This is a genomic window from Pseudomonas sp. AC247 (assembly GCF_979258015.1).
This window is the reverse complement of record NZ_OZ409829.1, coordinates 5,595,039-5,620,305: the sequence shown is the minus strand read 5'-3', so window position 1 is coordinate 5,620,305 and position 25,267 is coordinate 5,595,039. Positions and strand designations below refer to the sequence as shown.

The window sequence follows — 25,267 nt, the reverse complement described above, 5'->3', positions numbered from 1 at the left end:
TTCGGCAGCTCCTACAGGGGATCGCATTCCATGTAGGAGCTGCCGAAGGCTGCGATCTTTTGATCTGCTAGCATTGCACCCAGATCAATCCTGATTAGCCATGAGTGCTCAGCATGCAACTCCCGGACATGAACCTTCTGGTCGCCCTCGACGCGTTGCTCGACGAGGGCAGTGTGGTCGGCGCCGCGCGGCGGATGAACCTCAGCCCGGCCGCCATGAGCCGCACCCTGACGCGGATCCGCGAAGCCATCGGCGACCCGATTCTGGTGCGCGCCGGCCGCGGCCTGGTGCCAACCCCCAAGGCGCTGGAGTTGCGCGAACAGGTGCGCGACGTGGTCGAGCAGGCTGCGTTGCTGTTTCGCTCGGCCGATGCGGTGGAGTTGGGCACGTTGCGCCGGCGTTTCAGCATTCGCGCCAATGACTTTTTCATTGGCGTATATGGCGGCAAGCTGTTCGACACGCTGGATCAACTGGCGCCGCATTGCGAGCTGCGTTTCGTCCCGGAGGGTGATGGCGATGATGAAGCGCTGCGTGAAGGGCGCATCGACCTGAGCGTCAGCAACACTCGCCCGGTCTCCCCGGAAGTGAAAGTGCAGAACCTGTTTTCCACGCATTTCGTTGGCTTGGTGCGTGAAGATCATCCGTTGCTCGATGGCGAAATTACCGCCGAACGCTACGCCGGGTTTTCGCACATCAGCATGTCGCGACGCGGTATCGCCCGTGGCCCGATTGATACCGCGCTGAACGCGTTGGGCCTGGAGCGGCGGGTGGCGGTCATCGCGCCGAGTTTCCATGCGGCGATGTTTGCTTTGCCTGATTCCGATCTGATCTTGCCCGTACCTAAAGAGGCGCTGCTCAGCGTACGCCGGCTCGGATTGAAGCTGCGTTCGTTCGACCTGCCAATCCCGTTGCCGACGTTGATGCTGACTCAGGCCTGGCATCCGCGCTTTGATAAAGATCCGGCGCACCGCTGGTTGCGAGAGACACTCAAGGCCTGCTGCGACGAGACGTGGCTGGCGGCACAACCCTGAAGATCAAAAGATCGCAGCCTGCGGCAGCTCCTACATTGGAATGCATATTCCTGTAGGAGCTGCCGCAGGCTGCGATCTTTCGCTTTTAATGATTGCGTCTGGCGCACTTATAAGCTGCCAATAAGTCAATTTTCGTCATTGCCAAGCCCGACTAAGATGCTCCGGTATTTTTCCCTCCGGAGTGTGTATTCATGACATCCCTGACGGCGGCAGCGTCCATCGCTGCGGCCAGCCCGGCGAAGGCGGTGACGCCACCGGAGTTCGGGGCGCGGATCATCATCGGCCTGGTCGGCGTGCTGCTGGCGGTATTGGTGTCGGGCCTCAACGAGATGGTGACCAAGGTTGCCCTCGCCGACATTCGCGGTGCGTTGCACATCGGCTACGACGAAGGCACTTGGCTGGTCGCCAGCTACACCGCCACCTCAGTCGCGGCCATGGCCTTCGCGCCGTGGTGCTCGGTGACCTTCTCGTTGCGCCGCTTCACCCTCTGCGCGATCGGCTTGTTCACCTTGCTCGGCGTGCTGTGCCCGTTCGCACCGAACTACGAAAGCCTGCTGCTGATGCGCATCCTGCAAGGTCTGGCCGGCGGCGCATTGCCGCCGATGCTGATGACCGTCGCCCTGCGCTTTTTGCCAGCGAACATCAAACTGTACGGCTTGGCCGGCTATGCATTGACGGCGACATTCGGCCCGGGCCTCGGTACGCCGCTGGCCGGTTTGTGGACTGAATACGTCGGCTGGCAGTGGACGTTCTGGCAAATCATCGTGCCGTGCCTGATTGCCATGGCCGCCGTCGCGTATGGCTTGCCGCAGGATCCGCTGCGCCTGGAGCGCCTCAAGTCGTTCAACTGGAAAGGCCTGCTGCTGGGTTTTCCGGCGATCTGCATGCTGGTGATCGGTCTGTTGCAGGGCAATCGACTGGACTGGTTCGAGTCGAGCCTGATCTGTGGATTGCTCGGTGCCGGCTCGCTGCTGTTGGTGGCGTTCCTGATCAATGAATGGTCGCAGCCGATTCCGTTTTTCAAGTTGCAGATGCTCGGTATCCGCAACCTGTCGTTCGCCTTGATGACCCTGGCCGGGGTGCTGATAGTTCTGCAGGCGGTGGTGTTGATTCCGTCGAGTTATCTGGCGCAGGTGCAGGGTTATCGGCCGGCGCAGACTGCCCCGATCATGCTGATCGCTGCATTGCCGCAACTGATTGCGCTGCCGATGGTGGCAGCGTTGTGCAACCTGCGCTGGGTCGACTGCCGCTGGGTGCTTGGCATCGGTTTGAGCATGTTGACGTTGTCCTGCCTGGGCGGATCGCTGCTGACTTCTGAATGGATTCGCGACAATTTCTACGTCCTGCAATGGCTGCAGATCTTCGGTCAACCGATGTCGGTGTTGCCGCTGTTGATGTTGTCCACCGGCAGCATCCAGCCGCAGGACGGGCCGTTCGCCTCGGCGTGGTTCAACACGGTAAAAGGCTTGGCGGCCGTGGTCGCTACCGGGGTGATCGAAGCGCTGACCACCGCGCGTCTGCATTTCCACTCGACCATGTTGGTCGACAACCTCGGTAATTCGCCGCTGGCCGATCACAGCGATCCGGGCCTCGCCCATCGCCTGCACGAACAGGCTGTGGTGCTGACTTCTTCCGATCTCTATGTGTGCATGGCTGGCGTCGCAGTGGCGCTGATCCTGCTGATTTTCTGGCTGCCGACGCGGATCTTTCCGCCACGCGCGCCGACCTGATTGCTTCACTGAAACAGAAGGTTTTTATGACGACTCAAGCAAAGCAAAAACTCGCGGTGGCCATCGCCGCCGCACTGGCGGTCGGCGTGCTGGTGTACCTGGCGCTGCCCGGCGTGTTTGGCAAACGTACTCAGCAAAACACCAACGATGCCTTTGTCTCCGCCGATTACACGCTCGTCGTGCCGCGCGTGGCCGGGTTCATCAAGGAAGTCTTGGTGGAGGACAACCAGCAAGTGAAGGCGGGCCAGTTGCTGGCGCTGATCGATGATCGCGACTTGCGTGCTTCAGCCGAGGCGGCGGATGCGCAGACACTGGTCGCGCGGGCGCAGTTGCAGAACGCCAAAGCGACGCTGGAACGCCAGACGTCGGTGATCGCCCAGGCGCAAGCTTCGGTGGTGTCGGCCAAGGCTGAAATGGCCTTCGCCCAGCAGGAGTTGAATCGCTACAACCATTTGGCCGGCGTTGGTGCCGGCACGGTGCAAAACGCGCAACAGGCACGTACTCGCATCGATCAGGCCACGGCTCATCTCGACACCGCCACGGCAAAACTGGCGGCTGAGCGCAAGCAGGTCGACATCCTCACCGCTCAGCGTGACGCGGCTGAAGGCAGCTTGAAACATGCGCAAGCGGCGCTGGAAATTGCCAGTTTTGAACTCTCCTACACGCGCATCACTGCGCCGCAGGATGGAATGATTGGCGAGCGTGCAGTGCGCGTCGGCGCGTATGTGACGCCGGGCAGCAAGCTGCTGGCGGTGGTGCCATTGAAGCAGGCCTATGTGGTGGCGAATTTCCAGGAGACGCAACTGACCGACGTGCAGCCAGGGCAAGAGGTGCAAGTACGCGTCGACAGCCTGGGTGGCGAAGCGTTGAGTGGCCGTGTCGAGAGTATCGCCCCGGCGACTGGCGTGACCTTCGCAGCAGTCAAACCGGATAACGCCACCGGCAACTTCACCAAGGTAGTGCAGCGGATTCCGGTGAAGATCATGCTGGAACCGGGTCAGCCGCTGGCCGAGCGGTTGCGTGTGGGGATGTCGGTGGAGGCGAGTATTGATACGCGCAGCTCGGCGACGTCGGTGCGTGAGGTGACTCAGCGATGATTTGTGGTAATTCGACTGGCCTCATCGCTGGCAAGCCAGCTCCCACAGGGGTTCTCGGTGGGACTAGAGTTTTCGCACAACCTGCAAAGTCCCTGTGGGAGCTCGCTTGCCAGCGATGGGGCCAGTGGCAGCCACTGATTTTCAGTGCCTTGGTGACAGCAAGCCTCAGCGCCTGCACCGTCGGCCCGGACTTCCAGAAACCCGAAGCCACACAAATCGCCGACTGGGCCAAACCGGCCAAGTCCGCGCCCAGCCAAGCCGTCAACGAACCGTTGAACGAACGTTGGTGGGAAGTCTTTCATGACCCACAACTCTCCGCGCTCACCCAGCGCGCCGTCCGCAGCAACCTTGACCTGCAACTGGCCAGCAGCCGCCTGCAACAAAGCCGCGCCGCCCGCCAAGTGATCACCGCCGACCGCTATCCGAACACCGCCGCCACCGGCAGTTACGGCCGCGAGCGCAACAGCGGCAAAGGTCTGAGCGATCCGTCCGGACACAACGGCGATTCCGCGTTCAATCTGTGGGACGGCGGTTTCTCCGCGTCATGGGAACTGGATTTCTGGGGCCGCGTGCGCCGCGAAACCGAAGCCGCCGACGCCAATCTCGAAGTTGCCGAAAACGACCGGCGCGGTGTACTGCTGGCGGTGCTTGCCGACACCGCGCAGAACTACATCCAGTTGCGCGGCGTACAGAACACTCGCGCCGTCACTGAGCAGAACCTCGACGTCGCCCGGCACAGCCTGAAACTCTCGCAACTGCGCCTGGCCGATGGCGTGGCAACTGACCTCGATGTCGCTGAAGCCGCCGCGCAAGTCGCCGCCATCGAGTCGCGCTTGCCGGCACTGGAGCAACGCCAATCACAGTTGATCAACGCGATCAGCCTGTTGATGGGCGAACCACCGCAAGCCTTGGCCAAAGACTTATCCACCGACGCCGCCGTGCCGCAGTCGCCGCTGCAAGTCGCTATCGGCTTGCCGTCGCAACTGGCTGAACGCCGTCCGGACATCCGCCAGGCCGAAGCGCGCCTGCACGCGGCCACTGCCAATATCGGCGTGGCCAAGGGTGATTTCTATCCGCGCATCACCCTGTCCGGCAACCTCGGCTCGCAAGCCATGCAACTCAGCGACTTTGGCTCGTGGGGCTCACGCGCCTTCGGCATCGGCCCGCAATTCAGCCTGCCGCTGTTCGACGGCGGACGCCTGCGCGGCGTGTTGCAATTGCGCGAAGCTCAACAGCAGGAAGCCGCCGTCACCTACCAGCAAACCGTGTTGCGTGCCTGGCACGAAATCGACGATCAACTGACTGCTTACAACGCCAGCCAACGCCGCCGCGACAGCCTCGCCGAAGCCGTACGCCAGAACCAGATCGCCCTGCGCACCGCGCAACAGCAATACGTCGAAGGCGTGGTTGATTTCGTCAACGTTCTTACTGTGCAAGGCGCGTTGCTGGCGACGCAGGAACAGTGGGTGGAGAGTTCGACCGGTGTTTCGCTGGCGATGGTCGGGTTGTATAAGGCGTTGGGTGGGGGATGGGAGTCGGTGTATCCGGCAGGAGGGATGGCGCAGCTTTGAGGTTTCCCCTAGAGGACGAATTTGGCTAATAGAGCATTTCAACGGCTGAGTGAGTGGAACCTCAGCCTGCGAAATTTTCGATTTTGATTTGTCCGTCGGGAAACGTCGCGATGATTTCAAGTTCTCCGCCCATTGCACGGATGTAATTACGCAGTGTGCTGATGTACATATCCGTACGTCGCTCCATCTTCGAAATCGCTGCCTGATTGACATGCAACGTTTCGGCAAGCGTTGCCTGACTCAGCGCTTTGGCCTGTCGCAGCTCGTTCAGCGGCATTTCCTTGATGTGTTGTTCGTAGATCGAATGGGCGCGCTCCCGGGCTTCGGGGGTCATGCGCGCCTCGAGTTCGGCAAATTTCTTAGCCATTTTTACAACCCTCTTTGCGCAATGTTTCGAGATGCTCATCGTACAGTTGATCGGCGATCGGGACGTTGACTTCATACCAGCGATCCTGACCGGTTTTATCTCCACCGATCAATAGCAGGGCGCAGCGCCTGGGATCAAACGCATACAGTATCCGGTACGGTCTTCCGGCATGTTGAACACGCAGTTCCCTTAAATGCCCATGCCGCGCGCCATTGATTGCGCTGCTGTGCGGAAAGCGTAATCCTGGGCCAAATTGACCCAGCAGTTTCACGCTCGCAGCCACCGAGCTCTGCTCGTTTTCAGTCAGATCTTCCCACCAGTCGCCGAACTCGTCGGTGTATTCGATATCCCAATTCATGGGTATCGAATATGAACGTTATGGAATATTCCATCAAGGTTATATTTTCGATAGGTTGACCATAGCTCTTCACTCGCGCTACAGCAAGGATTGCGATGCAATGATGGCCTTTCGCTTGACGCTAACCCCCGCTGTCGTAGACTCCGCACATCCGTCAGGGAGTAGCGGTTATGCAGCGTTTTCGTGGTTGGGTTGTCGGATTGACCTTAGTTACGTGTGCAGTTCAGGCGCAAACGCCCGGGCCAGACGATCCGCTGCTGGATAATCCGGGGACGGCGGCGGCCACCGTGAGCAGTGAGGCGCGCGGGGTGTTGCGGGCGCGTGATCAGGCGACGCTGGCCAGTGAGCTTTCCGGGCGGATTGTTGAGTTGCCCTTCAGCGAGGGCGAGTCGTTCAAGAAGGGCGATACGCTGGCGAAGTTCGATTGCTCGGCCTATCAGGCGCAACTCAATGCCGCGCAGGCGGCCAGTCGTGGTGCCGGTGAAGAGCTGGCGCACAACAAGCAGTTGGCCGCCCTCAATTCTGTCGGCCGATTCGAAGTGGCGCGGGCCGAGGCCAAGGTCAGCGAAACCCAGGCGCAATCCCAGGTTTATCAAGTGCAGGTCAAGCGCTGCAGCGTGGTCGCGCCGTTCGACGGGCAAGTGGTCGAACGCAAAGTGCAGCGCTATGAAAGCGTGCCGGCCGGCGCACCACTGCTTGATGTCGTCGATAACCGTACCCTCGAAATTCATTTGCTGGTGCCGTCACGGTGGATGGCACGGCTCAAGCCCGGCCAGACCTTCAGCTTCGTTCCCGATGAAACCGGCCAGCCGATCGATGCCACGGTCAAGCGCCTGGGCGCGCGAATCGATGAGGGCAGTCAGACCCTGTTGCTGGTCGCCACACTTCCCGAAGCCAAAGGCTTGCTGGCCGGCATGAGCGGCACGGCACGTTTCCCGGAGCTTAAGTGAACGCCCCGGTGAGCGGCGGCGCCGAGCAGGTATTCGCCAGGTTTCTTGACCTGGAACGCCAGACCCGCGCTGCCCGCGACGCCTCGCAACTGGCCTACAGCCTGGTCAACGATGGCCAGGCGCTGTTCGGCTTTCGTCATGCGGCGTTGTTGATTGCCGGCAAGGTGCAGGCGGTCACCGGGGTCAGTGCGGTGGAGCCGAACGCGCCGTTCGTGGCGTTCGTCGAGCAGGCCGTGGCGCAGTTGTTCAAACAGGGTGTGCTGCAGCAGGCGCGGGTGATTGCCCCGGAATTGCTGAATGACAGCATCCAGGCTGACTGGCGCACGCTGTCGGCGGCGCAGGTGTTCTGGCTGCCGCTGATCGACCGCGACGCTCAGGTGTTTGGCGGTTTGTGGCTGGCGCGCGATGTGCCGTGGAACCCTTCCGAACAAGTCTTGCTGTCGCAATTGGGCGACACCTACAGCCACGCCTGGCTGGCGCTGCAACCGCGCAAACCGTGGCGGTTGCGCTGGACACGTAAACGCCAAGTGGCGCTGGTCGCGGTGCTGTTGCTCGGGCTGTTGATCCCGGTGCGCCAATCGGTGCTGGCCCCGGCTGAAGTGGTGCCGCTGGGCGGCCGCGTGGTGGCGGCGCCGCTGGACGGGGTGATCGCCGAGTTTCTGGTCAAACCCAATCAAACAGTGAAAACCGGTGATGTGCTGGTGCGTTTTGAAAGCACCACGCTGAAGGCGCAGGCCGATGTCGCCGAGCGTGCGCTGGGCGTGGCCGAGGCGGAATTGAAATCCAACTCGCAGCGCTCGTTTGCCGACGCGGAATCCAGTGCCAAGGTCGATTTGCTCGCCGCCCGCGCCGAACAGAAACGCGCCGAACGCGACTACGCCCGCGAGTTGCTCAACCGCAGCGAAGTGCGCGCCGAACGCGACGGCATTGCGGTGTTCGCCGACGCCGAACGTTTGACCGGCAGACCGGTACAGACCGGCGAGCGCCTGATGGAAGTCGCCGATCCGAGCCAGGCCGAACTGCGCATCGAACTGGCCGTGGGCGATGCGATTGCCCTTGAGCCCGGTGCCGAGGTGGCGCTGTTTCTCGACAGCGATCCGTTGAAGCGCCATCTCGCCACGCTGGAACGCTCGGCTTACGAAGCGCAACCGACGGCGGGCGGGCAACTCGCTTACCGGCTCGACGCCAACTTCGCCGAGGCGCCGCCACGTATCGGCCTGCGCGGTACGGCGAAGATTTTCGGTGATCGCGCGCCCTTGGCGCTGTATCTGCTGCGTCGGCCATTGGCAGGCCTGCGTCAGAGCGTGGGCCTGTAAATGAACCTGCCGAGCCTGCGTGCCGACCTGCAATTGTCGTCCGCGGCGCCGGCCCTGGACGGTTCGCCGCGCTGGACCCTGGCCGATCCGGTGCGCGGACGTTATTTCAAACTCGGCACGGCGGCGATGCGCCTGTTGCGCCACTGGTCGTTGGGCGATGCCGAACAGGTCTTGCGCGCGGCCAATCGCGAACCCGGTCTGCCGCTGGATGGCAGCGAGCTTGAGCAGTTGCTGGAGTTTCTTCGCGGTCACGATTTGATCAGCGCGCTCGATGACCAGCAGCGCGCCAGCTACCGGCTCAAGGCGTTGGCGCAGCAGCAAAGTCTGTGGCAAATCCTTCTGCATCAATATTTGTTTTTCCGCATTCCGCTGTGGCGCCCTGACGCTTTTCTCAATCGTGCCTGGCCATGGCTGCAGCGCTTCGGTCCGCGTCTGCTGCGTTACGGCTTGCCGGCAACGCTGGCGTTGGGCGTATTTCTGGTGTCGCGGGACTGGCAACGCTTTGTCGGGACGTTTCCCCACCTGTTCAGCCTCGGCGGCGCCATGGCGTTCGGTGTGGCGCTGTTTTTCGCCAAGCTCTGCCACGAATTCGGTCATGCGTTCATGGCCAAGCGTGCGGGCTGTCGGGTGCAGAGCATGGGCGTGGCATTCATGGTTTTGCTGCCGATGTTCTATACCGATGTCAGCGACGCCTGGCGGGTCAATGACCGCCGCGCGCGGTTGCTGATCGGTGCCGGCGGTGTGCTCGCGGAATTGCTGTTGGCGTGTATCGCGTTGCTCGCGTGGTCGTTGTTGCCTGACGGTCCCGCCCGCACGGCGGCGTTCATGCTCGCCAGCGCGACATGGATCACCACGCTGGTGGTCAACCTCAATCCGTTCATGCGCTTTGACGGGTATTTTCTGATCAGTGATTTTTGGCAAGTCGACAACTTGCAGGGTCGCGCGTTTGCCCTGTGTCGCTGGCGCCTGCGGGAGTTTTTGTTTGGCTATGGCGCACCCGCGCCGGAGCCTTGGTCGCCGAAGATGCAACGGCGTTTGCTGATCTGGGGGTATGGCTCGTGGTTGTGGCGTGCGGCGTTGTTTTTCGGGATCGCGCTGGCGGTCTATCACCTGTTCTTCAAGGTGTTGGGGATCTTCCTGATGCTGGTGGAACTGGTGTGGTTCATCTTTCTGCCGATCATGCGTGAGTGGCGCCAGTGGTGGAGCCGTCGCGAGCAGGCGCACGCTCCGCGCGTGTTGCTCAGTGCATTGGCGCTGCTCGGGCTGTTGCTGCTGCTGATTGTGCCGTGGCGCAGTTCGGTGGAGCTGCCGACGATGCTTGAGGCCGGACGCGCCAGTGCCTTGCATGCGCCGACGGCAGCGCGGGTCAAAGCAGTGAAGGTGACGGATGGGCAGCAGGTTGCGCAGGGCGATGTGCTGATCGAGCTGGAGTCGCCGGATCTCGAATCGCGTCTGGCGATTGTCCGCCGCGAAATCAAGATTCAGCAGTTGTTGATGCGCCGCCAGGCCAGTCGCAGTGAAACCGCCGCGGACGCCGGCATCGTTGAGCAACGCCTGGCAGAAGCGGTGGCCGAGTACCGTGGCTTGAACGCCCAGCGTGAACGCTTGCTGTTGCGTGCGCCGCATGCCGGCAGCGTGCGCGATCTGCTGCCGAATATGACGGTCGGGCGCTGGTTATCGACCCGCGATGCGCTGGCCCGGGTGGTCGAAGACGGTGCACGGCTGCGCGGATATCTGGCCGAAGCCGAGTTGTGGCGAGTCAAACCGGGGGCCAATGGCCGTTTCATCGCCGATGACCCGATGCACCCGGCGCTCGCCGTGCAATTGAATGAAATCGACACCAACGGCGTGGCTTACGTCGATCAGGAGGCGTTGACCTCCGATCACCACGGGCCGATCGCCGTGCGTCGCGATCAACAGCAGCGGGCGGAGCCGGTGCAGGCGCAATACGGCGTGCGCCTGAGTGTATTGACGACGGCATCGACCCCGACGCAACCGTTGCGCGGCGTGGTGGTGTTGCAGGGCAGCGGCGAATCGCTGCTCGGTGTGGCGTGGCGCCGGGTGGCGGCACTGGGCGTCAGGGAAAGCGGTTTTTAGGGAGAGCAGGATGACGGACAGCGCAGCAGTGGCGGCAGAGGGATTGGTGGTACGGCCTTCGCGGGCAACCGACGGGCCGTTTTTGCAAAGTCTTTATCAAACGGCGCGGCCGGATCTGCAATGGATCGACGGCGAGCCGGAACACGTGCAGCAAGTCGTCGCCCAGCAGTTTCAGGTGCAAGAGCAGGGCATGGGCGACAACTACCCCAACGCCATGCACTACGTGGTGGAAAAACTCGGCACCGCCATCGGCGCGCTGAGCACCGATTTCGGCGCCAATGAAATTCGCGTGTTGTACCTGGCGTTCATCCCGCAGGCGCGCGGCCAGGGCTTCGGCCGTGCCGTATTGCAAGGCGTGCAGAAAGCCGCGCAACAGATTCGTTGCCCGGTGGCGACGGTGGTCTGGACCAGTAATCCACACGCGCGCCGGCATTATCTGGCATTGGGTTTTGCCGTCGAAGAACGCAACCCCGCCGCCGAACGCCTCGTCTGGTACCCCCAATAACCCCCTGTAGGAGCTGCTATTGATGTTGGTTTAACGATGGCCGGGTCAGTTGAAGGTGACGTGGAAGTAAGCCAGTGCCGGGTCGCGCCCCATCGCGGGTACCCGCGAGACGAAGATCCCTTCGACCCGCCCCAGTTCCGGCAGCTCCAGGGCGCACAAACCGTCGACAAATTCAGTCGGTTCCAGGCTGCTCAATTCGACGCAGAATGGCATGCGCTCGCTGTAGCGCATTTTCGCCAGCGGTTTTTCTTCGAGTTCTCCGATGTGGATCTGCAGCGCACTGCCATCGGGCAGATGCAGGGTGCCAACGCGACCCAGCAGTGCCTGGAAATGTTGGCTATGAACCGATTGCAGCATGGTCTCGCTCCAGCAAGGTGAGGTGTCGGGGGAGGTGGCTCCCCCGGCGTTCGGTCAGTTGCGCGAAGGAAAAATGCCGTTCAGCGCGATGCTGAAGTTGAGCACCAGATACGGGTTCATGATCGGCAGGGGCAGGCCATTGCCGGTCGGCGTGATGGTCCCGCTGATGGTGGTGGCTGCGCCTTTGAGCGGTACCGGCGATGCGCCTTGAGCGTCGGAAAAAATATTCGCCAGGCCCGGCCCGGTGCCCGAAGCGCCGATGTAGGCGTTGGTCGCAGTCGGCGCGCCCGCCGGGTTACTCGCCGGGTTGGCCAGTTGCACGGTGGTGGTGGCCGTGAGCCCGGCCAGGGTGTGGGTGTGGTTCGGCAAGTTGTTGAGGGTGGCGGTGACTTGCTCGGCGCCGGAAATTTCCCCCATCACCCTCGGTGTCAGGCCGGGGCCGTTGCCTTGGCAGATCGGCAGGCGGCTTTGCAGGTTGGGCAACCCGAACGTCTGCTGGCCGTTGCCTCCATACACCGTCCCCAGCAGTGCAAACAGCGCCTGGTTCTGGTTGATTCCGATGATCTGACCGTTGCACAAGGCCCAGCCGCTGGGCGCATAGTTGAAGGCAAACGTCAGAACAGTGCCCATGTAAACGTCCATAAAGTCCTCATCCTTCTGATTGGTTGTCGGCGGGCCGCTAGTGAATTCAGGCTGCTGCAGTTGCCTTGGCACTCCGTGGCCAGGTCACGCCACGCCAGAGCGTAGACGCGGATTGGCAAGGTTGCCGGATGTCGTGAAAAGGCAAACCGGCATCGACGGTGCTTGTGCGGCTGACCTAAAGTGACTGGCAGGTTTTTGCGGTTCATACGGTCGTGGCGATGTGGTGCGGCGAGAGGAAACGATGGCGCTGAACAGAGTAACCCCGGTGGGCGACACCCAGGATCCGCACGCGACACCAGGGCCGTGGTTTGCCGGTTTGCGCTTGCTTCGTTGGGCCAGAGAACACTGGCTGCTGCCGATCCTGTTGTTGGCGGCGGCCGTGCGTTTTTACGATCTGACGGCTGCGGCGATCTGGGGCGATGAGGGTTCCAGTCTGCTGCTGGCGCGTTACTCGCTGGGCGAGATCTGGCGCCACGCGGCCTACGATGTGCACCCGCCGCTGTACTTCATGCTGCTGCACGGCTGGATCGATTTATTCGGCGACGGCATTTTTGCCCTGCGCAGTTTCAGCGCCCTCGCCGGGATCGCCGCCGTCGGGTTGGGCATCTGGCTGGTGGATCGACTGGCCACCCGTCGCGCCGCGATCTTCGCCGGCCTGCTGCTGGCGCTGTTGCCGACGGCGGTGCGCTACAGCCAGGAAGTGCGCATGTATGCGCTGCTCGGGCTGTTGCTGATGGCCGCGACGCTGACGCTGGTCTACTGGATCCGGCGCCCGCAGCGTCATGCTTATCTGCTGTTTTACCTGCTGTTGATGACGGCAGCGTTCTACACCCATTACTTCGCCGTGCTGGCGGCGCTGTGCCACTGGATTTATCTGGCGCTGATCCGGGTCCAGCGTGGCTATCGCTTCCGGCATATCCAGCGCCCGGCATGGTGGCTGGCGAATCTGGCCATCGTCGTGTTGTACCTGCCGTGGTTGCCCCATCTGCTCGATCTGACCCAGCACATGGAGCAACTGAAGGTGGGCGGGGACGTGGGCTGGGAGCCGCCGGTGAGCCTCGGCTCGTTGCCGTCGATGATCTGGTCCTGGCTGATTCAGGACGATGGCGAAAACCTGCCGCTGCCGGTGTTCGGCGCCTTGCCTCTGGCACTGTTGACGCTGGCGGCGGTGGCGGTGATCCGTGATCGCAGCGTGTCGCGGGGCAGTGTCCTGCTGGCGTTGTACACCGGCGTGCCGCTGTTGCTGGTGTTTGCGGTGTCGTTCATCACGCCGGTGTTCATCGAACGCTACTTGACCGCTTATGCGCTGGGCCTGCCGCTGTTGGCGGCGCTGGCCATCGACCGTTTGTACAGCCGCGTGCGGGTGTTGGCGCTGGCGGTGCTGGTGTCGCTGGTGGCGGTTGAACTGGTCGGTGTGAACAACAACGCCACGGTCGACAGCAATGACCAGCTCGACCGGGTGGTGAACTACGTCAATCAGCATTTCCAGCCCGGCGATCGCATCGTCACCAGCGACATGCTCTGGTACTTGAGCTACGTCTACTACGATCGCACCGGCGCCTTGGTGCGCCTCTACACGCCGCCGACTGCCGATGGCCGTCCGACGCGGCCGAACGAGTACGGTTTTGGCACGTTGGTGACGCCCGATGTGTACCTAGACAGCCTTGCCGAGCTGATCGGCAATGGCCGGGTCTGGCTGGTCGGGTCGTTCGATGATCCGGCGGAATTTCTGCCGCTGCCGCCTGCCTGGACCGTCGGCGCGGAGGTTCACGCGGGTGGCGTACAAGCACGATTGTTCGTGGCCAGATCGCCGGCCAACTGAGCCGTGACGGGACTAAAACGATTCATCTGCTTATTCGCGATTAAAAGTTAATCAGTTAGTTCTTTTTGCTCTGAGTGATATCAAAACACTACTAGTCGCAGGGTTACTAGTTGAACTACGCTCTGTCGGACAAAAGGACTTCCGATTACGGTGAAGGGATTGCAGCAGTTCCACTTTATCTCCGGCTTGCCGCGCTCAGGCTCGACCCTGCTTTCTGCGATCCTTTTGCAGAACCCGCGCTTTCATGCCGGCATGACCAGCCCGGTCGGTTCTCTGTTCTCCAGTGTCCTTGAACAATGCAGCGCCGGCAGTGAGTACGGCGCGGTGATCGACACTGCCATGCGTCGGCGCCTGCTGCGTGGCCTGTTCGAATCCTTCTATGCCGACAAGGCCGACAAGCCGTTGGTGTTCGACACCAACCGGCAGTGGAGCTCGCGTCTGCCAGCGATCCGCGATCTGTTTCCTCAGGCCAAAGTCATCGCCTGCGTGCGCAACGTGGCTTGGGTGATGGACAGCCTCGAACGCCTGTATCGCGCCAATCCCTACGAAAACACCAAACTGTTCAGCGACGCTGCCGAACGCAACACCGTTTACAGCCGCTGCGAAACCCTGGCCCAGCGCAATCGACTGGTGGGTTTTGCCTGGGCGGCGCTCAAGGAAGCCTATTACGGCGAGCATGCCGAATCGTTGCTGATCGTCGATTACGACCTGCTCAGCCAGGCCCCGGAACGGGTGCTGCGACTGGTCTACGACTTTATTGGCGAGCCGTGGTTCGAGCACGATTTCGAACACCTGGCCTATGACGCGCCAGCGTTCGACCAGGGCCTTGGCCTGGCCGGCCTGCACACGGTCAAACCCAAGGTTGCCTTGCAATCACGGCGCACGATTCTGCCGCCGGATCTGTTCAAGCAATACGCCGATTTGTCTTTTTGGCTCGATGGCTCAGCCAGCGCCGCCAATGTCATTCGTATGAAGTCCGACGCCGCGATCAGTTGATCGCGGCGTTTTTCATTGATGCGTCACGTACCTTCGTTCGAGTTCGGGTGAGCAACATGTGGTGGACCCTTTTTGGTGGGGCAAAGGTCAAGTCTCAGGCAACCGCAGGTCAGCGTCCGCTGGCCTCGCCGCTGATCATGTCGCTGGAGCCGCGCATGCTGTTCGACGGTGCGGTCGCCGCCACCGTGGCCGACACGGCCGCTCAAGCGGACAGCCATGCCCCTACCGCTGCCGATGCGGCCAAGGCGCCGACGGCCGATCACCCGGTCGCGAGCAAAGACACCCACGGTCAGGCTGATGCCGCACCCGCTGCCAGTCCTGTTGCCGTACCGGGCCAGAGCGTGGTCTTCGTCGACTCACGAGTGAAGGATGCTGACGCCCTGCTGCAAGGGATCGCGCCCGGCACGCAAGTGGTCAAGCTCGATGCTACCAAGGACGGTCTGCAGCAGATCGCCGATTACCTTGATCAACATCACGGCGTCAGTTCGGTGCAGATCATTGCCCACGGCAATGCCGGTGATTTGTGGCTGGGCAACAGCTATCTGTCCGCCGACAACGTCGCGCAACGCAGCGCGATTCTTGGCGAGATCGGCAAGGACATGAACGTCGGCGGCGACATCCTGATCTACGGTTGCTACACCGCCGAGGGCGATCGCGGCTTGAGTTTCGTCGACTCGCTGGCGCAGTTGACCGGGCGTGATGTGGCGGCATCGAACAACCGCACCGGCGTGGGTGGCGACTGGGATCTGGAGATCGCCACCGGCACCATCGAGAGCGCCAATGTGCTGTCGAGCAAAGCCATGAGCGAATACCAGTGGGGACTGGCCACGTGGACGGCGACCAACAATCTCAACTCGGGCGTCGGCTCGTTGCGCGCGGCGCTGGCTTCGGCGCAGAACGGCGACATTGTCACGTTCAGTTCGGGCATGACCGTTCAGCTCACTTCGGAGCTGCTGATCAACAAGAACATCACCGTCGATGGCGACCTGAACAACGACGGCGTGGCCGACGTGACCCTCGATGGCCAATACAAAACCCGCGTGGTGGAAGTCACCTCCGGCAGCACCGTGACCCTCGACGGCCTGGTAATCACCAAAGGCCTGGTGGCCGGCAACGGAGGTAACGGCGGCTCGGCGGCGGCGGGCGCCATGGGCGGCGGCATTTTCAACGCCGGCATTCTGACCCTGAACAACGTCACGGTGACTGCCAACGCCGCTTCCGGCGGTGGTGGCGGCGGTGGTGTGACCGGCGGTTATGTCGGCGGTGGCGGTGGCGGCGGTGCGGGTATCGGTGGCCAGACCGGTGGCCATGGCGGTACTTCTGGCCCGGGCACCGGCACCTATGCCGGCGGCGCGGGCGGTGCCAATGCCGGCGGTTATGGCGGTGGTTACAGCCCGACCGACATGGGCGGCCGCGGCGGCACCAGCACCGGTGGCGTCGGCGGCAATGGCGGCAGCGCCGGTGCCGGTTACAGTCATGGCGGCAACGGCGGTTCGGCCAGCAACGGCACGCTGTCCATTGGTGGCGGCGGCGGTGGTTCCGGTTGGGACAAAGTCGGTGGCGTCGGCGGCAATGCGGCCGGCGGTATCTACAACGCTGCAAGCGGCACCCTGAAAGTCATCGGCAACTCGGTCATCAGCAATAACATTGCTGCCGGTGGCGGCGGTGGTGGTGGCGGTGGGGTCGGCAGCAACGGTGCCGATGGCGGGGCTGGCGGTCGCGGCGTCGGCGCGATCTGGAACAACGGCGGCGTGGTGCTGATCACCGCGAGCAACTTTGCCGCGATCAGTGGCAACGGCGCTGCCAGCGGTGGTGGTGGGCTTTCCAACGGCGGTTCGACCGGCACAACGCCGAGCGCACTGGTGGACATCTACAACAACGGCGGTACGCTCAACACCGCTTACGTGGAACCGCCGACTGCCACCATCGTGGTCGCCGACACCGCGTTGAAAATCGGCGAAACCTCGCTGGTGACCATCGCCTTCAGCCGCGCCGTAAACGGTTTTACCAACGCCGACCTGACCATTGCCAACGGCACGCTGACCAATGTGTCCAGCGCCGACGGCGGTATCACCTGGACGGCAACCTTTACGCCGACCAACAACATTACCGACACCACCAACCTCATCACCCTCGACAACACCGGGGTGACGGCGGTGTCCGACAGCGTGGCAGGCGTCGGCACTACCAATTCCAACAATTACGCGATCGATACCCAACGTCCGACCGCCACCATTGTGATGACGGACACCGCCCTGAAAATCGGCGACACCTCGCTGGTGACCATCACGTTCAGCGAGGCGGTGAGCGGTTTCACCAACGCTGACCTGACCATTGCCAACGGTACGCTGACCAACGTCAGCAGCGCCGACGGCGGCATCACCTGGACGGCGACGTTCACCCCGAACGCGAGCATTACCGATGCCACCAACCTGATTACCCTGGACAACACCGGGGTGGCGGATCTGGCCGGCAACGCCGGCAGCGGCACAGCCGATTCGTCCAATTACGCCATCGACACAGTGCGTCCGACCGCCACCATCGTGGTTGCCGACACGGCGCTGACAGTCGGTGAAACGTCGCTGGTGACCATCACCTTCAGCGAAGCGGTGAGCGGTTTCACCGCCGCCGACCTGACGGTGGCCAACGGCACCTTGACCGGACTGAGCAGCAGCGACGGCGGCATCACCTGGACCGCCACGCTGACACCAACCACGAGCGTCACCGACACCACCAACCTGATCACTCTGGACAATACCGGGGTCAATGACCTGTCCGGCAACGCCGGCACTGGCAGCACCAACTCCAACAACTACGCGATCGACACCGCACGGCCGACGGCGACCATCGTGGTCGCCGACAACGCGCTGAAAATCGGTGAAACCTCGCTGGTGACGATTACTTTCAGTGAAGCAGTCAGCGGCTTCACCAACGCCGACCTGAGCATTGCCAACGGCACGTTGAGCGCTGTCAGCAGCGCGGATGGCGGCATCACCTGGACGGCGACGTTCACGCCGACCAGCAGCATCACTGACGCTACCAACCTGATCACCCTGAATAACACCGGGGTCGCGGATCTGGCGGGCAATACCGGCAGCGGCACCACTGATTCCAACAATTACGCGGTCGACACCGTGCGGCCGACCGCCACCGTGGTGTTCACGCAGAGTACCTTGAAAATCGGCGACACCTCGCTGGTGACCATCACCTTCAGCGAAGCGGTCAGCGGTTTTACCAATGCCGACCTGACCATCGCCAACGGCTCCCTGACGGCGGTCAGCAGCGCGGACGGCGGCATCACCTGGACGGCAACGTTCACACCGAGCGCGAACATCACCGATGCTACCAACCTGGTGACGCTGGACAACACTGGCGTCGCCGACCTGGCCGGCAATGCCGGCAGTGGCACCACCGATTCGAACAACTACAGCATCGATACCCAGCGGCCGACCGCCACCATCGTCATCGCCGATCCCGCGCTGAGCGCCGGCGAAACGACACTGGTGACCATTACCTTCAGCGAAGCCGTCAGTGGTTTCACCAACGCCGACCTGACCGTCCCCAACGGCACGCTCACGGCGGTCAGCAGCGCCGATGGCGGCATCACCTGGACGGCGACCTTCACGCCGACCGGCGGGATCAACGACACCAGCAACATCATCACCCTGGCCAACACCGGTATCGCTGACCTGACCGGGAACGCCGGCACGGGCACGACCAACTCCGGCAACTTCACCATCAACACCGTGGCGCCAACCGCGACCATCGTCGTCGCGGACAACAGCCTGACCATCGGCGAAACGTCGCTGGTGACCATTACCTTCAGCGAAGCCGTCACCGGTTTCAACAACGCCGACCTGACGATTGCCAACGGCACGCTGACGGCGGTGAGCAGCAGCGACGGCGGTATCACCTGGACGGCGACTTTCACCCCGACCAGCAACATCACGGACGCGAGCAACCTGATCACCCTCGACAACAGCGGTGTGCAGAACGCCGACGGCAACGCCGGCAATGGCACCACCAACTCCAACAATTACGCCATCGACACCCAGCGCCCGACCGCCACCGTGGTGCTCGCCGATTCAGCGCTGGGCGTCGGCCAGACCACCACCGTGACCATCACCTTCAGCGAGGCCGTCAGCGGTTTGACCCTGGCCGACCTGACCGTGGCCAACGGCACGCTCTCCGGGCTGAGCACCTCGGACAACATCACTTACACGGCGACGTTCACTCCATCGGCGGGCATCACCGACACCAGCAACATCATCACCCTGGACAACACCGGCGTCACTGACATCGCGGGCAATTCCGGCAGCGGCACCACCGATTCCGCCAACTACGTGATCGACAGTCAGCGCCCGACCGCCACCATCGTCATCAGTGATACCGATCTGCGTCCCGGTGAAACCGCGCTCGTCACCATTACTTTCAGTGAGGCGGTCAGCGGATTCGACAACAGCGACCTGAGCGTTGCCAACGGCACGCTGAGCAATGTCTCGTCGAGCGACGGCGGCATCACCTGGACGGCCACCTTCACGCCGACCATCGGCGTCAGTGACGCCACCAACCTGATCGTGCTGAACAACGCTGGCATCAGCGATCTGGCGGGCAATGCCGGCAGCGGCATCACCAACTCGGCCAACTATGCGGTGCAGACCGAAGTGCCGACCGCGACCATCGTCGTCGCGGATACGGCGCTCAAGGCCGGCGAAACCTCGACGGTGACCATCACCTTCAGCGAGGCCGTCAGCGGTTTCACCAATGCGGACCTGACCATCGCCAATGGCATCCTGAGTAACCTCACCTCCAGTGACGGCGGCATCACCTGGACGGCGACACTCACGCCGACCGCCAACATCTCCGACACTACCAACCTGATTACCCTCGACAACAGTGGCGTGACCAACGCCTCCGGCAACAGCGGCGTCGGCACCACCGCTTCGAACAATTTCGCCATCGACACGGCGCTGCCGACCGCGACCATCGTGGTCGCCGACAATCGCCTGGGCATCGGTGCAACCACCACGGTGACCATCACCTTCAGTGAAGCGGTCAGCGGTTTTGACCTGTCGGACATCAGCGTCGCCAACGGCACGCTGGCGAACCTGACCAGCAGCGATGGCGGCATCACCTGGACCGCCACGCTGACACCGACGGCCAACGTCAACGACACGACCAACCTGATCATCGTCGACACGGCCGGTGTGCAGGATCTGGCCGGCAACCTCGGCGCGAGCATTGCGATTTCCAACAACTACGCGCTCGACGCGACCCGGCCGACGGTGAATATCGTGGTCGCCAATCCCCACTTGGGCATCGGCCAGACCACCACGGTGACGTTCACCTTCAGCGAGGCGGTGAGCAACTTCGACCTGTCCGACCTGAGCGTGACCAATGGCGATTTGAGCAACCTGAGCAGCAGCGATGGCGGCAAGACCTGGACCGCGACCTTCACGCCAACGGCCAATGTCACCGACCCGAGCAATTTCATTGCGCTCGACACCAGCAATGTCACCGATCTGGCCGGCAACGTCGGCAGCACAGTGGCGGTGTCGAACAACTACGCGCTCGACAGCGAGCGGCCGAGTGCGACGGTCGTCATTGCCAACCCGAACATCGGCATCGGCCAGACCTCGCAGGTGACCATTACCTTCAACGAGGCGGTCAGCGGTTTCGATCTGTCAGACATCGCGGTGGCGAACGGCACCTTGTCCAACCTGAGCAGCAGCGACGGCGGCAAGAGCTGGACCGCCACCCTGACACCAAACGCCAACGTCAACAGTGCGAACAACGCGATCAGCGTCAACAGTGCCGGCGTCAGTGATGCGTCCGGCAACAGCGGCAGCGGCGTCAGCAGTTCCAACAACTACGCGATTAATACGGTGCCGGTGGTCGTGCCGCCCACCGTGCCCACTGTGCCGACCACGCCGACCAGTGTCGTGATCCCGGATCCGTTGATTCGCAGCAGCGACCCGGTGGTGCCGGCACCGCCATCAAACGTGCCGCTGCAGCCGTTCATCTTCACTCCGCCAACCGGCGAACTCGGTTCACCGCTGACCTTTGCGCCGCTGTTTGAACAACGGGTGATCGGCAACGGCATTCGTCCGCTTGGCGATATTTTCATCAATCACGGTGCTCTCAGCCGCAGTTACATCGCGCAAGTGTTCAGCAGCAGTGACAGCAGCGGCGATGGCTCCGGCCACGGGTTCCTCGGTTTTGGCGGTGGTGATGGCGGCGTATTCGCCAGCAGCACACTGGCGAGCCTGTTCAGTCAGGACCGTGCTGCCGAGCGGGATGCGCTGAACGCATTCGGCAGCCAGTCGCTCAAGGCCGGCGATATTTCCCAAGGCCTGCGCGGTGTGTTTGGCGCGCCGACACTGGGGCAACAACTACAACAACTCAAAGACACCGAGCAGCACCGGGTCGACAACCTGGCGGCAGCGCTGCAACAGGTCGGCATCAGCGAAATGTCAGCCTGAACTCACCATTACTCAACACTGTGCAGGACCTAGGGGCGATCCAGGGATGAAGAAAAGTCAGAAGTTGTTCGGCGCCAGCCTGCTGGCGCTGGCGATCAGCGGATGTGCAGTGACCAGTGACCCGATTGAACGCAGCGTCAGCGAGCAGCGCGCCAAAAGCGATCTGCAAGGCATGTACAAGGATCAGGAACCGCTGCGCGGCCCGTTGACCCTGCACCAGGCCATGGCCCGCGCGGTGAAATACAACCTCGAAGGTCGCTTGAAGATCATGGAGGAAGCGCTGGCCAAGCGGCAGCTCGACCTCGCCAGTTTCGACATGCTGCCGCGCATGGCGCTGGACGCCGGTTACGTCGGGCGCAACAACGTCAACGCCTCCAGCAGCCAGAGTGTGCGCACCGGCACCCAGTCTCTTGAACCATCGACCTCGCAGGACCGTGACCGCGACGTTGCCGATCTGACCATGGTCTGGAACGTCCTCGACTTCGGCGTCAGCTACATCAGCGCCAAGCAGCAGGGCGACCAGCGCCTGATCGTTCAGGAACGGCGCCGCAAGGTGATCAACACCATCGTCCAGGACGTACGTTCGGCCTATTGGCGAGCGATGGCCGCCGAGCGTCTGCTCAAACAAATCGACAGCCTGATGGCGCGCGTGCAGACCGCCCGCGACAACAGCCAGACCCTGAGTGATCAGCGTATTGGTGATCCGGTGCAATCGCTCGGTTATCAGCGTTCGCTGATCGAAGCGACCCGCCAACTGGAAGAGCAGCGTCGTGCCTTGTCGCTGGCGAAAACCGAACTGGCCACCCTGATCAACCTGCCGCTGGGCACCAACCTGACCTTGGCCACCGATGACGGTTATCAGATTCCCGAACTCAAGGTCGATCTGGCGAAACTGGAGCAGGAAGCCCTGACCAGTCGCCCGGAACTGCGCGAGCAGGACTACCAGACGCGCATCAGCGCTGCCGAAACCCGCAAGGCCATGCTGCGCCTGCTGCCGGGCCTGGAGTTTTCCGCCGGTGGCCATTACGACAGCAACTCGTTCCTCGTCGAGCAGGGCTGGGCCGATTACGGCGTGAAAATCACGTGGAACCTGTTCAACGTGATCTCCGCACCCGCTGCAATCAACGTCGCCAAGGCCGGTGAAGAAGTCGCCACCGCGCGGCGTCAGGCGATGTCGATCGCGGTGCTTGCGCAGCTCTATGTGGCCAACGCTAACTATCAAGAAGCGTTGCGCCAGTTCAAGACCAATCAGCAACTGTCGGACATCGACGGACAAATCGTCGGCCAGTTGCGCAACCGTCATCAGGCGGCAGGGATCGGTGAGCTGGAACTGATTCAGGGCGAACTGAACAACCTGCAAGCGGATCTGCGCCGCGATCTGTCGTACGCCGACCTGCGCAATGCTTATGGCCAGATCTTCGCCAGTGCCGGCCTCGATCCGCTGCCGGATCAGGTGCAGTCGACCGAAGTGCAGTCGATTGCCACCGCGCTGGCCAACCGTGAATCGGCTTGGGCGGCGGGGGATATCTCGACGCCAGTGGTGGCGCATGCTCCGGCGCAGTGATGTACTGGCGCCGAGCGCCAGTGTCAGCCGCACCCAACGCGAGGTTCGAAATGGGCATCGCGGTGCAGCGATTCTGTTGACCGGCCTGCCGGCGGCGGGCAAGTCGACATTGGCGCAGGCGCTGCACGCCGAGTTGTTCGGGCGAGGTTTGCAAAGCGTGGTACTGGATGGCGACGGTTTGCGCATCGGGCTCAATCGGGATCTGCGATTCACCGACGCTGACCGCCAGGAAAATATTCGTCGCGCCAGCGAGCTCGCCGCGTTGCTGGTGGAAAACGGGCAAATCGTGATTTTGGCGATGATTGCGCCACTGGTTGAGCTACGTGAGGTGTTCGCGCAACGGTTAGGTGAGGACTATCGCGACGTTTGGTGCAGCGCCTCTCTGGCTGTTTGCGAACAGCGCGACCCGAAAGGACATTACGCACGGGCGCGACGCGGTGACCTCGCTGGATTTACCGGAGTGTCGGCACCGTATGAGCCGCCAACGCAGGCGTCGCTGGTGCTCGACACCGGTGCGCAAACGGTCGAAGCCTGCCTTGATCGATTGCTGACCTGGCTCGGCGAGTGCGCGGTGTTGCCCAGGACATGAGCCGGCCGGCGTTCTCGCGTTTGCCGGTGACGGTGGATTTGCCGCTGTTGCTGCAAGCGCTGGCGGCGATTGCCGACGACGCCTGGCGCAGTCACTTCAACAGCGAGTATTTCTCGGGTGACTGGAGTGGCGTCGCGCTGATTTCGGCAGCCGATGCGTTGACCGAACTGTCGCCCGGTCGCGGTGAGCCGTTGCTACGCGAACCGTGGTTGCGTGATGAGCGCTGGCGCCACGGCTTGCGCAATCTGTCGCTGAATATCGTCAGCGCTCGACTGCTGCGCCTGGGCCCTGGCGCGCGCGTTCACGAACATCGCGATTACGATCTGAATGGCCCGGACGCCGATCGCCGTTTGCACATTCCGTTGCTCAGTCCGCCCAATGTCGACTTCTGGCTCGACGGCCAACGCGTGCCGATGGCTGCCGGGGAATGCTGGTTTCTCGATCTCGCCCGTCCGCACCGAGTGGATAACCGCGATACCGCTGCGCGTATTCATCTGGTCATCGATTGCAAACCCGATGCCTGGCTTGAGCAGATGATCGTCGAAGGATTGCCCGACACACCAGCGCCGGGTTTGGCCGATACCGACTTGCAGCGCTTTCAGAGGCTGGTGACTGAGGATGACTCGCTGTCACTGGCCTTGCGCACGCTGCATGACCCTGAGATGTTTATCGCCCGAACGCTGGAACTCGCGGTGGAACGCGGCCTGGTATTTTCTCGCGAAGAACTGCGTACCGCGATGCGCAATGGTCGTCGGCAATGGCACGAACAATGGAGCTGTTGAGTTTCGACGGTTGGCTGCCCATTCGTGTCTGGCCGGTCGACGGGCAGTGGCGGGTGGATTGGTGCTGGTTCGGTGACACGCCGTTGCATCAGCCGTTTTTCCGTGAGGCGGTGGACGATGCACTGCGACTGCCCTTCAATCAGGCGTTTCGACGGCAGACGCCGCTGTCGGCGCTGACCGAATGGCAAGCGCAAAGCCCCGGCCTCGCACCAAGCGCTTTTATTCTGCACGCCTCGCGCTGTGGCTCGACGTTGATCAGTCAGATGCTCGCGCAACTCGACGATCACATCGTGGTGTCCGAACCGCCACCGCTGGATGCGTTGCTGCGCGGTGATTTGCCTGATGCCGAACGCCGGGCCGCCATCGTCGGCTTGCTCTCGGCGTATGGTCAGCGCCGACGCGGTGTTGAACAGCGTTTAGTGGTCAAACTCGATGCCTGGAACATCGGTGAATGGCCGCTGTTGCAGACCTGTTTCCCGGACACGCCGTGGCTGTTTCTCTATCGTGATCCGCTGGAAATTGCTGTTTCCCATCTGCGCCGTCCGGGCATGCACATGGTGCCGGGCATGCTCGGTGATTGCGTATTGGAGGATGGGTTGCAGTTCGAGGGCCGTGAAGATTTTATCGCGCGGCGTTTGGGGCGGTTGTTGGAGGCGGGGTTGCTACATTGTCGGGATTCGGCCGGTTTGGCGGTGAATTACAGCGAGTTGCCCGATGCGATGGCTGGGCGCTTGGCGCGGTTCTTTCGATTGAATGATGTGCAGACTCAGCAGGTGTTTGCCGCTGCCGGGCAGCATGCGAAACAGCCTTCGCAAGTGTTTGTTGCCGATGGTGAAGACAAGCGCCGCAAGGCTTCGGCGCTGTTGCATGCGCGTGTGCAGACGTGCGCGCGAGCGCCCTACGAAGCTTTGGAAAAATTGCGTGGTGCCTGAAAAGATCGCAGCCTTCGGCAGCTCCTGCATTGGAATGTGATCCCCTGTAGGAGCTGCCGCAGGCTGCGATCTTTTACTC

Annotated in this window: 19 protein-coding genes; 15 read left to right on the top strand and 4 right to left on the bottom strand. The window is 62.4% G+C overall.

What is annotated here, in order from left to right; translation table 11 throughout:
• Positions 1–113 precede the first annotated feature (113 nt).
• The 4 genes from ACZZ0B_RS25490 (at position 114) to ACZZ0B_RS25475 (ending at position 5,429) form a co-directional block, all read left to right on the top strand.
• Positions 114–1,031: a LysR family transcriptional regulator gene (locus tag ACZZ0B_RS25490; RefSeq protein ID WP_008080355.1), complete on the top strand. Its 918-nt coding sequence runs from the start codon at positions 114–116 to the stop codon at positions 1,029–1,031.
• Positions 1,032–1,222: 191 nt separating this feature from the next.
• Positions 1,223–2,761, top strand: coding sequence for an MFS transporter (locus tag ACZZ0B_RS25485; RefSeq protein WP_463546505.1), 1,539 nt, complete (start codon positions 1,223–1,225; stop codon positions 2,759–2,761).
• Between the two features lie 26 nt (positions 2,762–2,787).
• Complete coding sequence (locus ACZZ0B_RS25480) at positions 2,788–3,858, top strand: HlyD family secretion protein (RefSeq protein WP_463546504.1); 1,071 nt, start codon at positions 2,788–2,790, stop codon at positions 3,856–3,858.
• Entirely contained in the window at positions 3,855–5,429 is a 1,575-nt protein-coding gene (locus tag ACZZ0B_RS25475) for an efflux transporter outer membrane subunit (RefSeq protein WP_463546503.1), read from the top strand. Before ACZZ0B_RS25480 ends, ACZZ0B_RS25475 begins: the two co-directional genes overlap by 4 nt.
• 61 nt (positions 5,430–5,490) lie before the next feature.
• Here the strand turns inward: ACZZ0B_RS25475 and ACZZ0B_RS25470 are convergent, their stop codons facing one another.
• Positions 5,491–5,796, bottom strand: coding sequence for an XRE family transcriptional regulator (locus ACZZ0B_RS25470; protein ID WP_008080340.1), 306 nt, complete (start codon positions 5,794–5,796; stop codon positions 5,491–5,493).
• Positions 5,789–6,154: a type II toxin-antitoxin system RelE/ParE family toxin gene (locus tag ACZZ0B_RS25465; protein ID WP_158834413.1), complete on the bottom strand. Its 366-nt coding sequence runs from the start codon at positions 6,152–6,154 to the stop codon at positions 5,789–5,791. The genes ACZZ0B_RS25470 and ACZZ0B_RS25465 overlap by 8 nt, the downstream gene beginning before the upstream one ends.
• Before the next feature lie 170 nt (positions 6,155–6,324).
• Here ACZZ0B_RS25465 and ACZZ0B_RS25460 point away from each other — a divergent pair, with 170 nt between their 5' ends.
• From ACZZ0B_RS25460 to ACZZ0B_RS25445, 4 genes are read left to right on the top strand one after another with little or no spacing between them, the layout of a single operon-like run.
• Entirely contained in the window at positions 6,325–7,104 is a 780-nt protein-coding gene (locus tag ACZZ0B_RS25460; protein WP_038367377.1) for an efflux RND transporter periplasmic adaptor subunit, read from the top strand.
• Positions 7,101–8,420 carry an efflux RND transporter periplasmic adaptor subunit gene (locus ACZZ0B_RS25455; protein WP_008080331.1) on the top strand — a complete coding sequence of 440 codons (1,320 nt, stop codon included), beginning with the start codon at positions 7,101–7,103 and terminating at the stop codon, positions 8,418–8,420. Before ACZZ0B_RS25460 ends, ACZZ0B_RS25455 begins: the two co-directional genes overlap by 4 nt.
• A complete protein-coding gene (locus tag ACZZ0B_RS25450) occupies positions 8,421–10,517 on the top strand; it encodes a biotin/lipoyl-binding protein (protein WP_463546502.1) in 2,097 nt (698 codons plus the stop codon).
• Positions 10,518–10,527: 10 nt separating this feature from the next.
• A complete protein-coding gene (locus tag ACZZ0B_RS25445; RefSeq protein ID WP_008080328.1) occupies positions 10,528–11,022 on the top strand; it encodes a GNAT family N-acetyltransferase in 495 nt (164 codons plus the stop codon).
• Positions 11,023–11,067: 45 nt separating this feature from the next.
• Here ACZZ0B_RS25445 and ACZZ0B_RS25440 read toward each other — a convergent pair whose 3' ends face one another.
• Both ACZZ0B_RS25440 and ACZZ0B_RS25435 read right to left on the bottom strand, forming a co-directional pair.
• Complete coding sequence (locus tag ACZZ0B_RS25440; protein ID WP_463546501.1) at positions 11,068–11,379, bottom strand: DUF6916 family protein; 312 nt, start codon at positions 11,377–11,379, stop codon at positions 11,068–11,070.
• 54 nt (positions 11,380–11,433) lie between these two features.
• On the bottom strand, positions 11,434–12,021 hold the full coding sequence (locus ACZZ0B_RS25435) for a phage tail protein (RefSeq protein ID WP_008080324.1): 588 nt from the start codon (positions 12,019–12,021) through the stop codon (positions 11,434–11,436).
• A 241-nt stretch (positions 12,022–12,262) separates the two neighbouring features.
• Here ACZZ0B_RS25435 and ACZZ0B_RS25430 point away from each other — a divergent pair, with 241 nt between their 5' ends.
• The 7 genes from ACZZ0B_RS25430 (at position 12,263) to ACZZ0B_RS25400 (ending at position 25,188) form a co-directional block, all read left to right on the top strand.
• Positions 12,263–13,843, top strand: a complete 1,581-nt coding sequence (locus ACZZ0B_RS25430) for a glycosyltransferase family 39 protein (RefSeq protein ID WP_463546500.1) — start codon at positions 12,263–12,265, stop codon at positions 13,841–13,843.
• Positions 13,844–13,993: 150 nt separating this feature from the next.
• Positions 13,994–14,839 carry a sulfotransferase family protein gene (locus ACZZ0B_RS25425; protein ID WP_008080322.1) on the top strand — a complete coding sequence of 282 codons (846 nt, stop codon included), beginning with the start codon at positions 13,994–13,996 and terminating at the stop codon, positions 14,837–14,839.
• A 56-nt stretch (positions 14,840–14,895) separates the two neighbouring features.
• Positions 14,896–21,321, top strand: coding sequence for an Ig-like domain-containing protein (locus ACZZ0B_RS25420; RefSeq protein ID WP_463546499.1), 6,426 nt, complete (start codon positions 14,896–14,898; stop codon positions 21,319–21,321).
• A 46-nt stretch (positions 21,322–21,367) separates the two neighbouring features.
• The gene (locus tag ACZZ0B_RS25415; RefSeq protein ID WP_158830274.1) at positions 21,368–22,885 is read left to right on the top strand and encodes a TolC family protein; all 1,518 of its coding nucleotides are present in this window, start codon (positions 21,368–21,370) and stop codon (positions 22,883–22,885) included.
• Positions 22,869–23,474, top strand: coding sequence for an adenylyl-sulfate kinase (gene cysC, locus ACZZ0B_RS25410; protein WP_463546498.1), 606 nt, complete (start codon positions 22,869–22,871; stop codon positions 23,472–23,474). The genes ACZZ0B_RS25415 and cysC overlap by 17 nt, the downstream gene beginning before the upstream one ends.
• Positions 23,471–24,256: an aspartyl/asparaginyl beta-hydroxylase domain-containing protein gene (locus tag ACZZ0B_RS25405; RefSeq protein WP_463546973.1), complete on the top strand. Its 786-nt coding sequence runs from the start codon at positions 23,471–23,473 to the stop codon at positions 24,254–24,256. Before cysC ends, ACZZ0B_RS25405 begins: the two co-directional genes overlap by 4 nt.
• Entirely contained in the window at positions 24,244–25,188 is a 945-nt protein-coding gene (locus ACZZ0B_RS25400) for a sulfotransferase family protein (RefSeq protein WP_463546972.1), read from the top strand. The genes ACZZ0B_RS25405 and ACZZ0B_RS25400 overlap by 13 nt, the downstream gene beginning before the upstream one ends.
• The last annotated feature ends 79 nt before the right edge of the window (positions 25,189–25,267 follow it).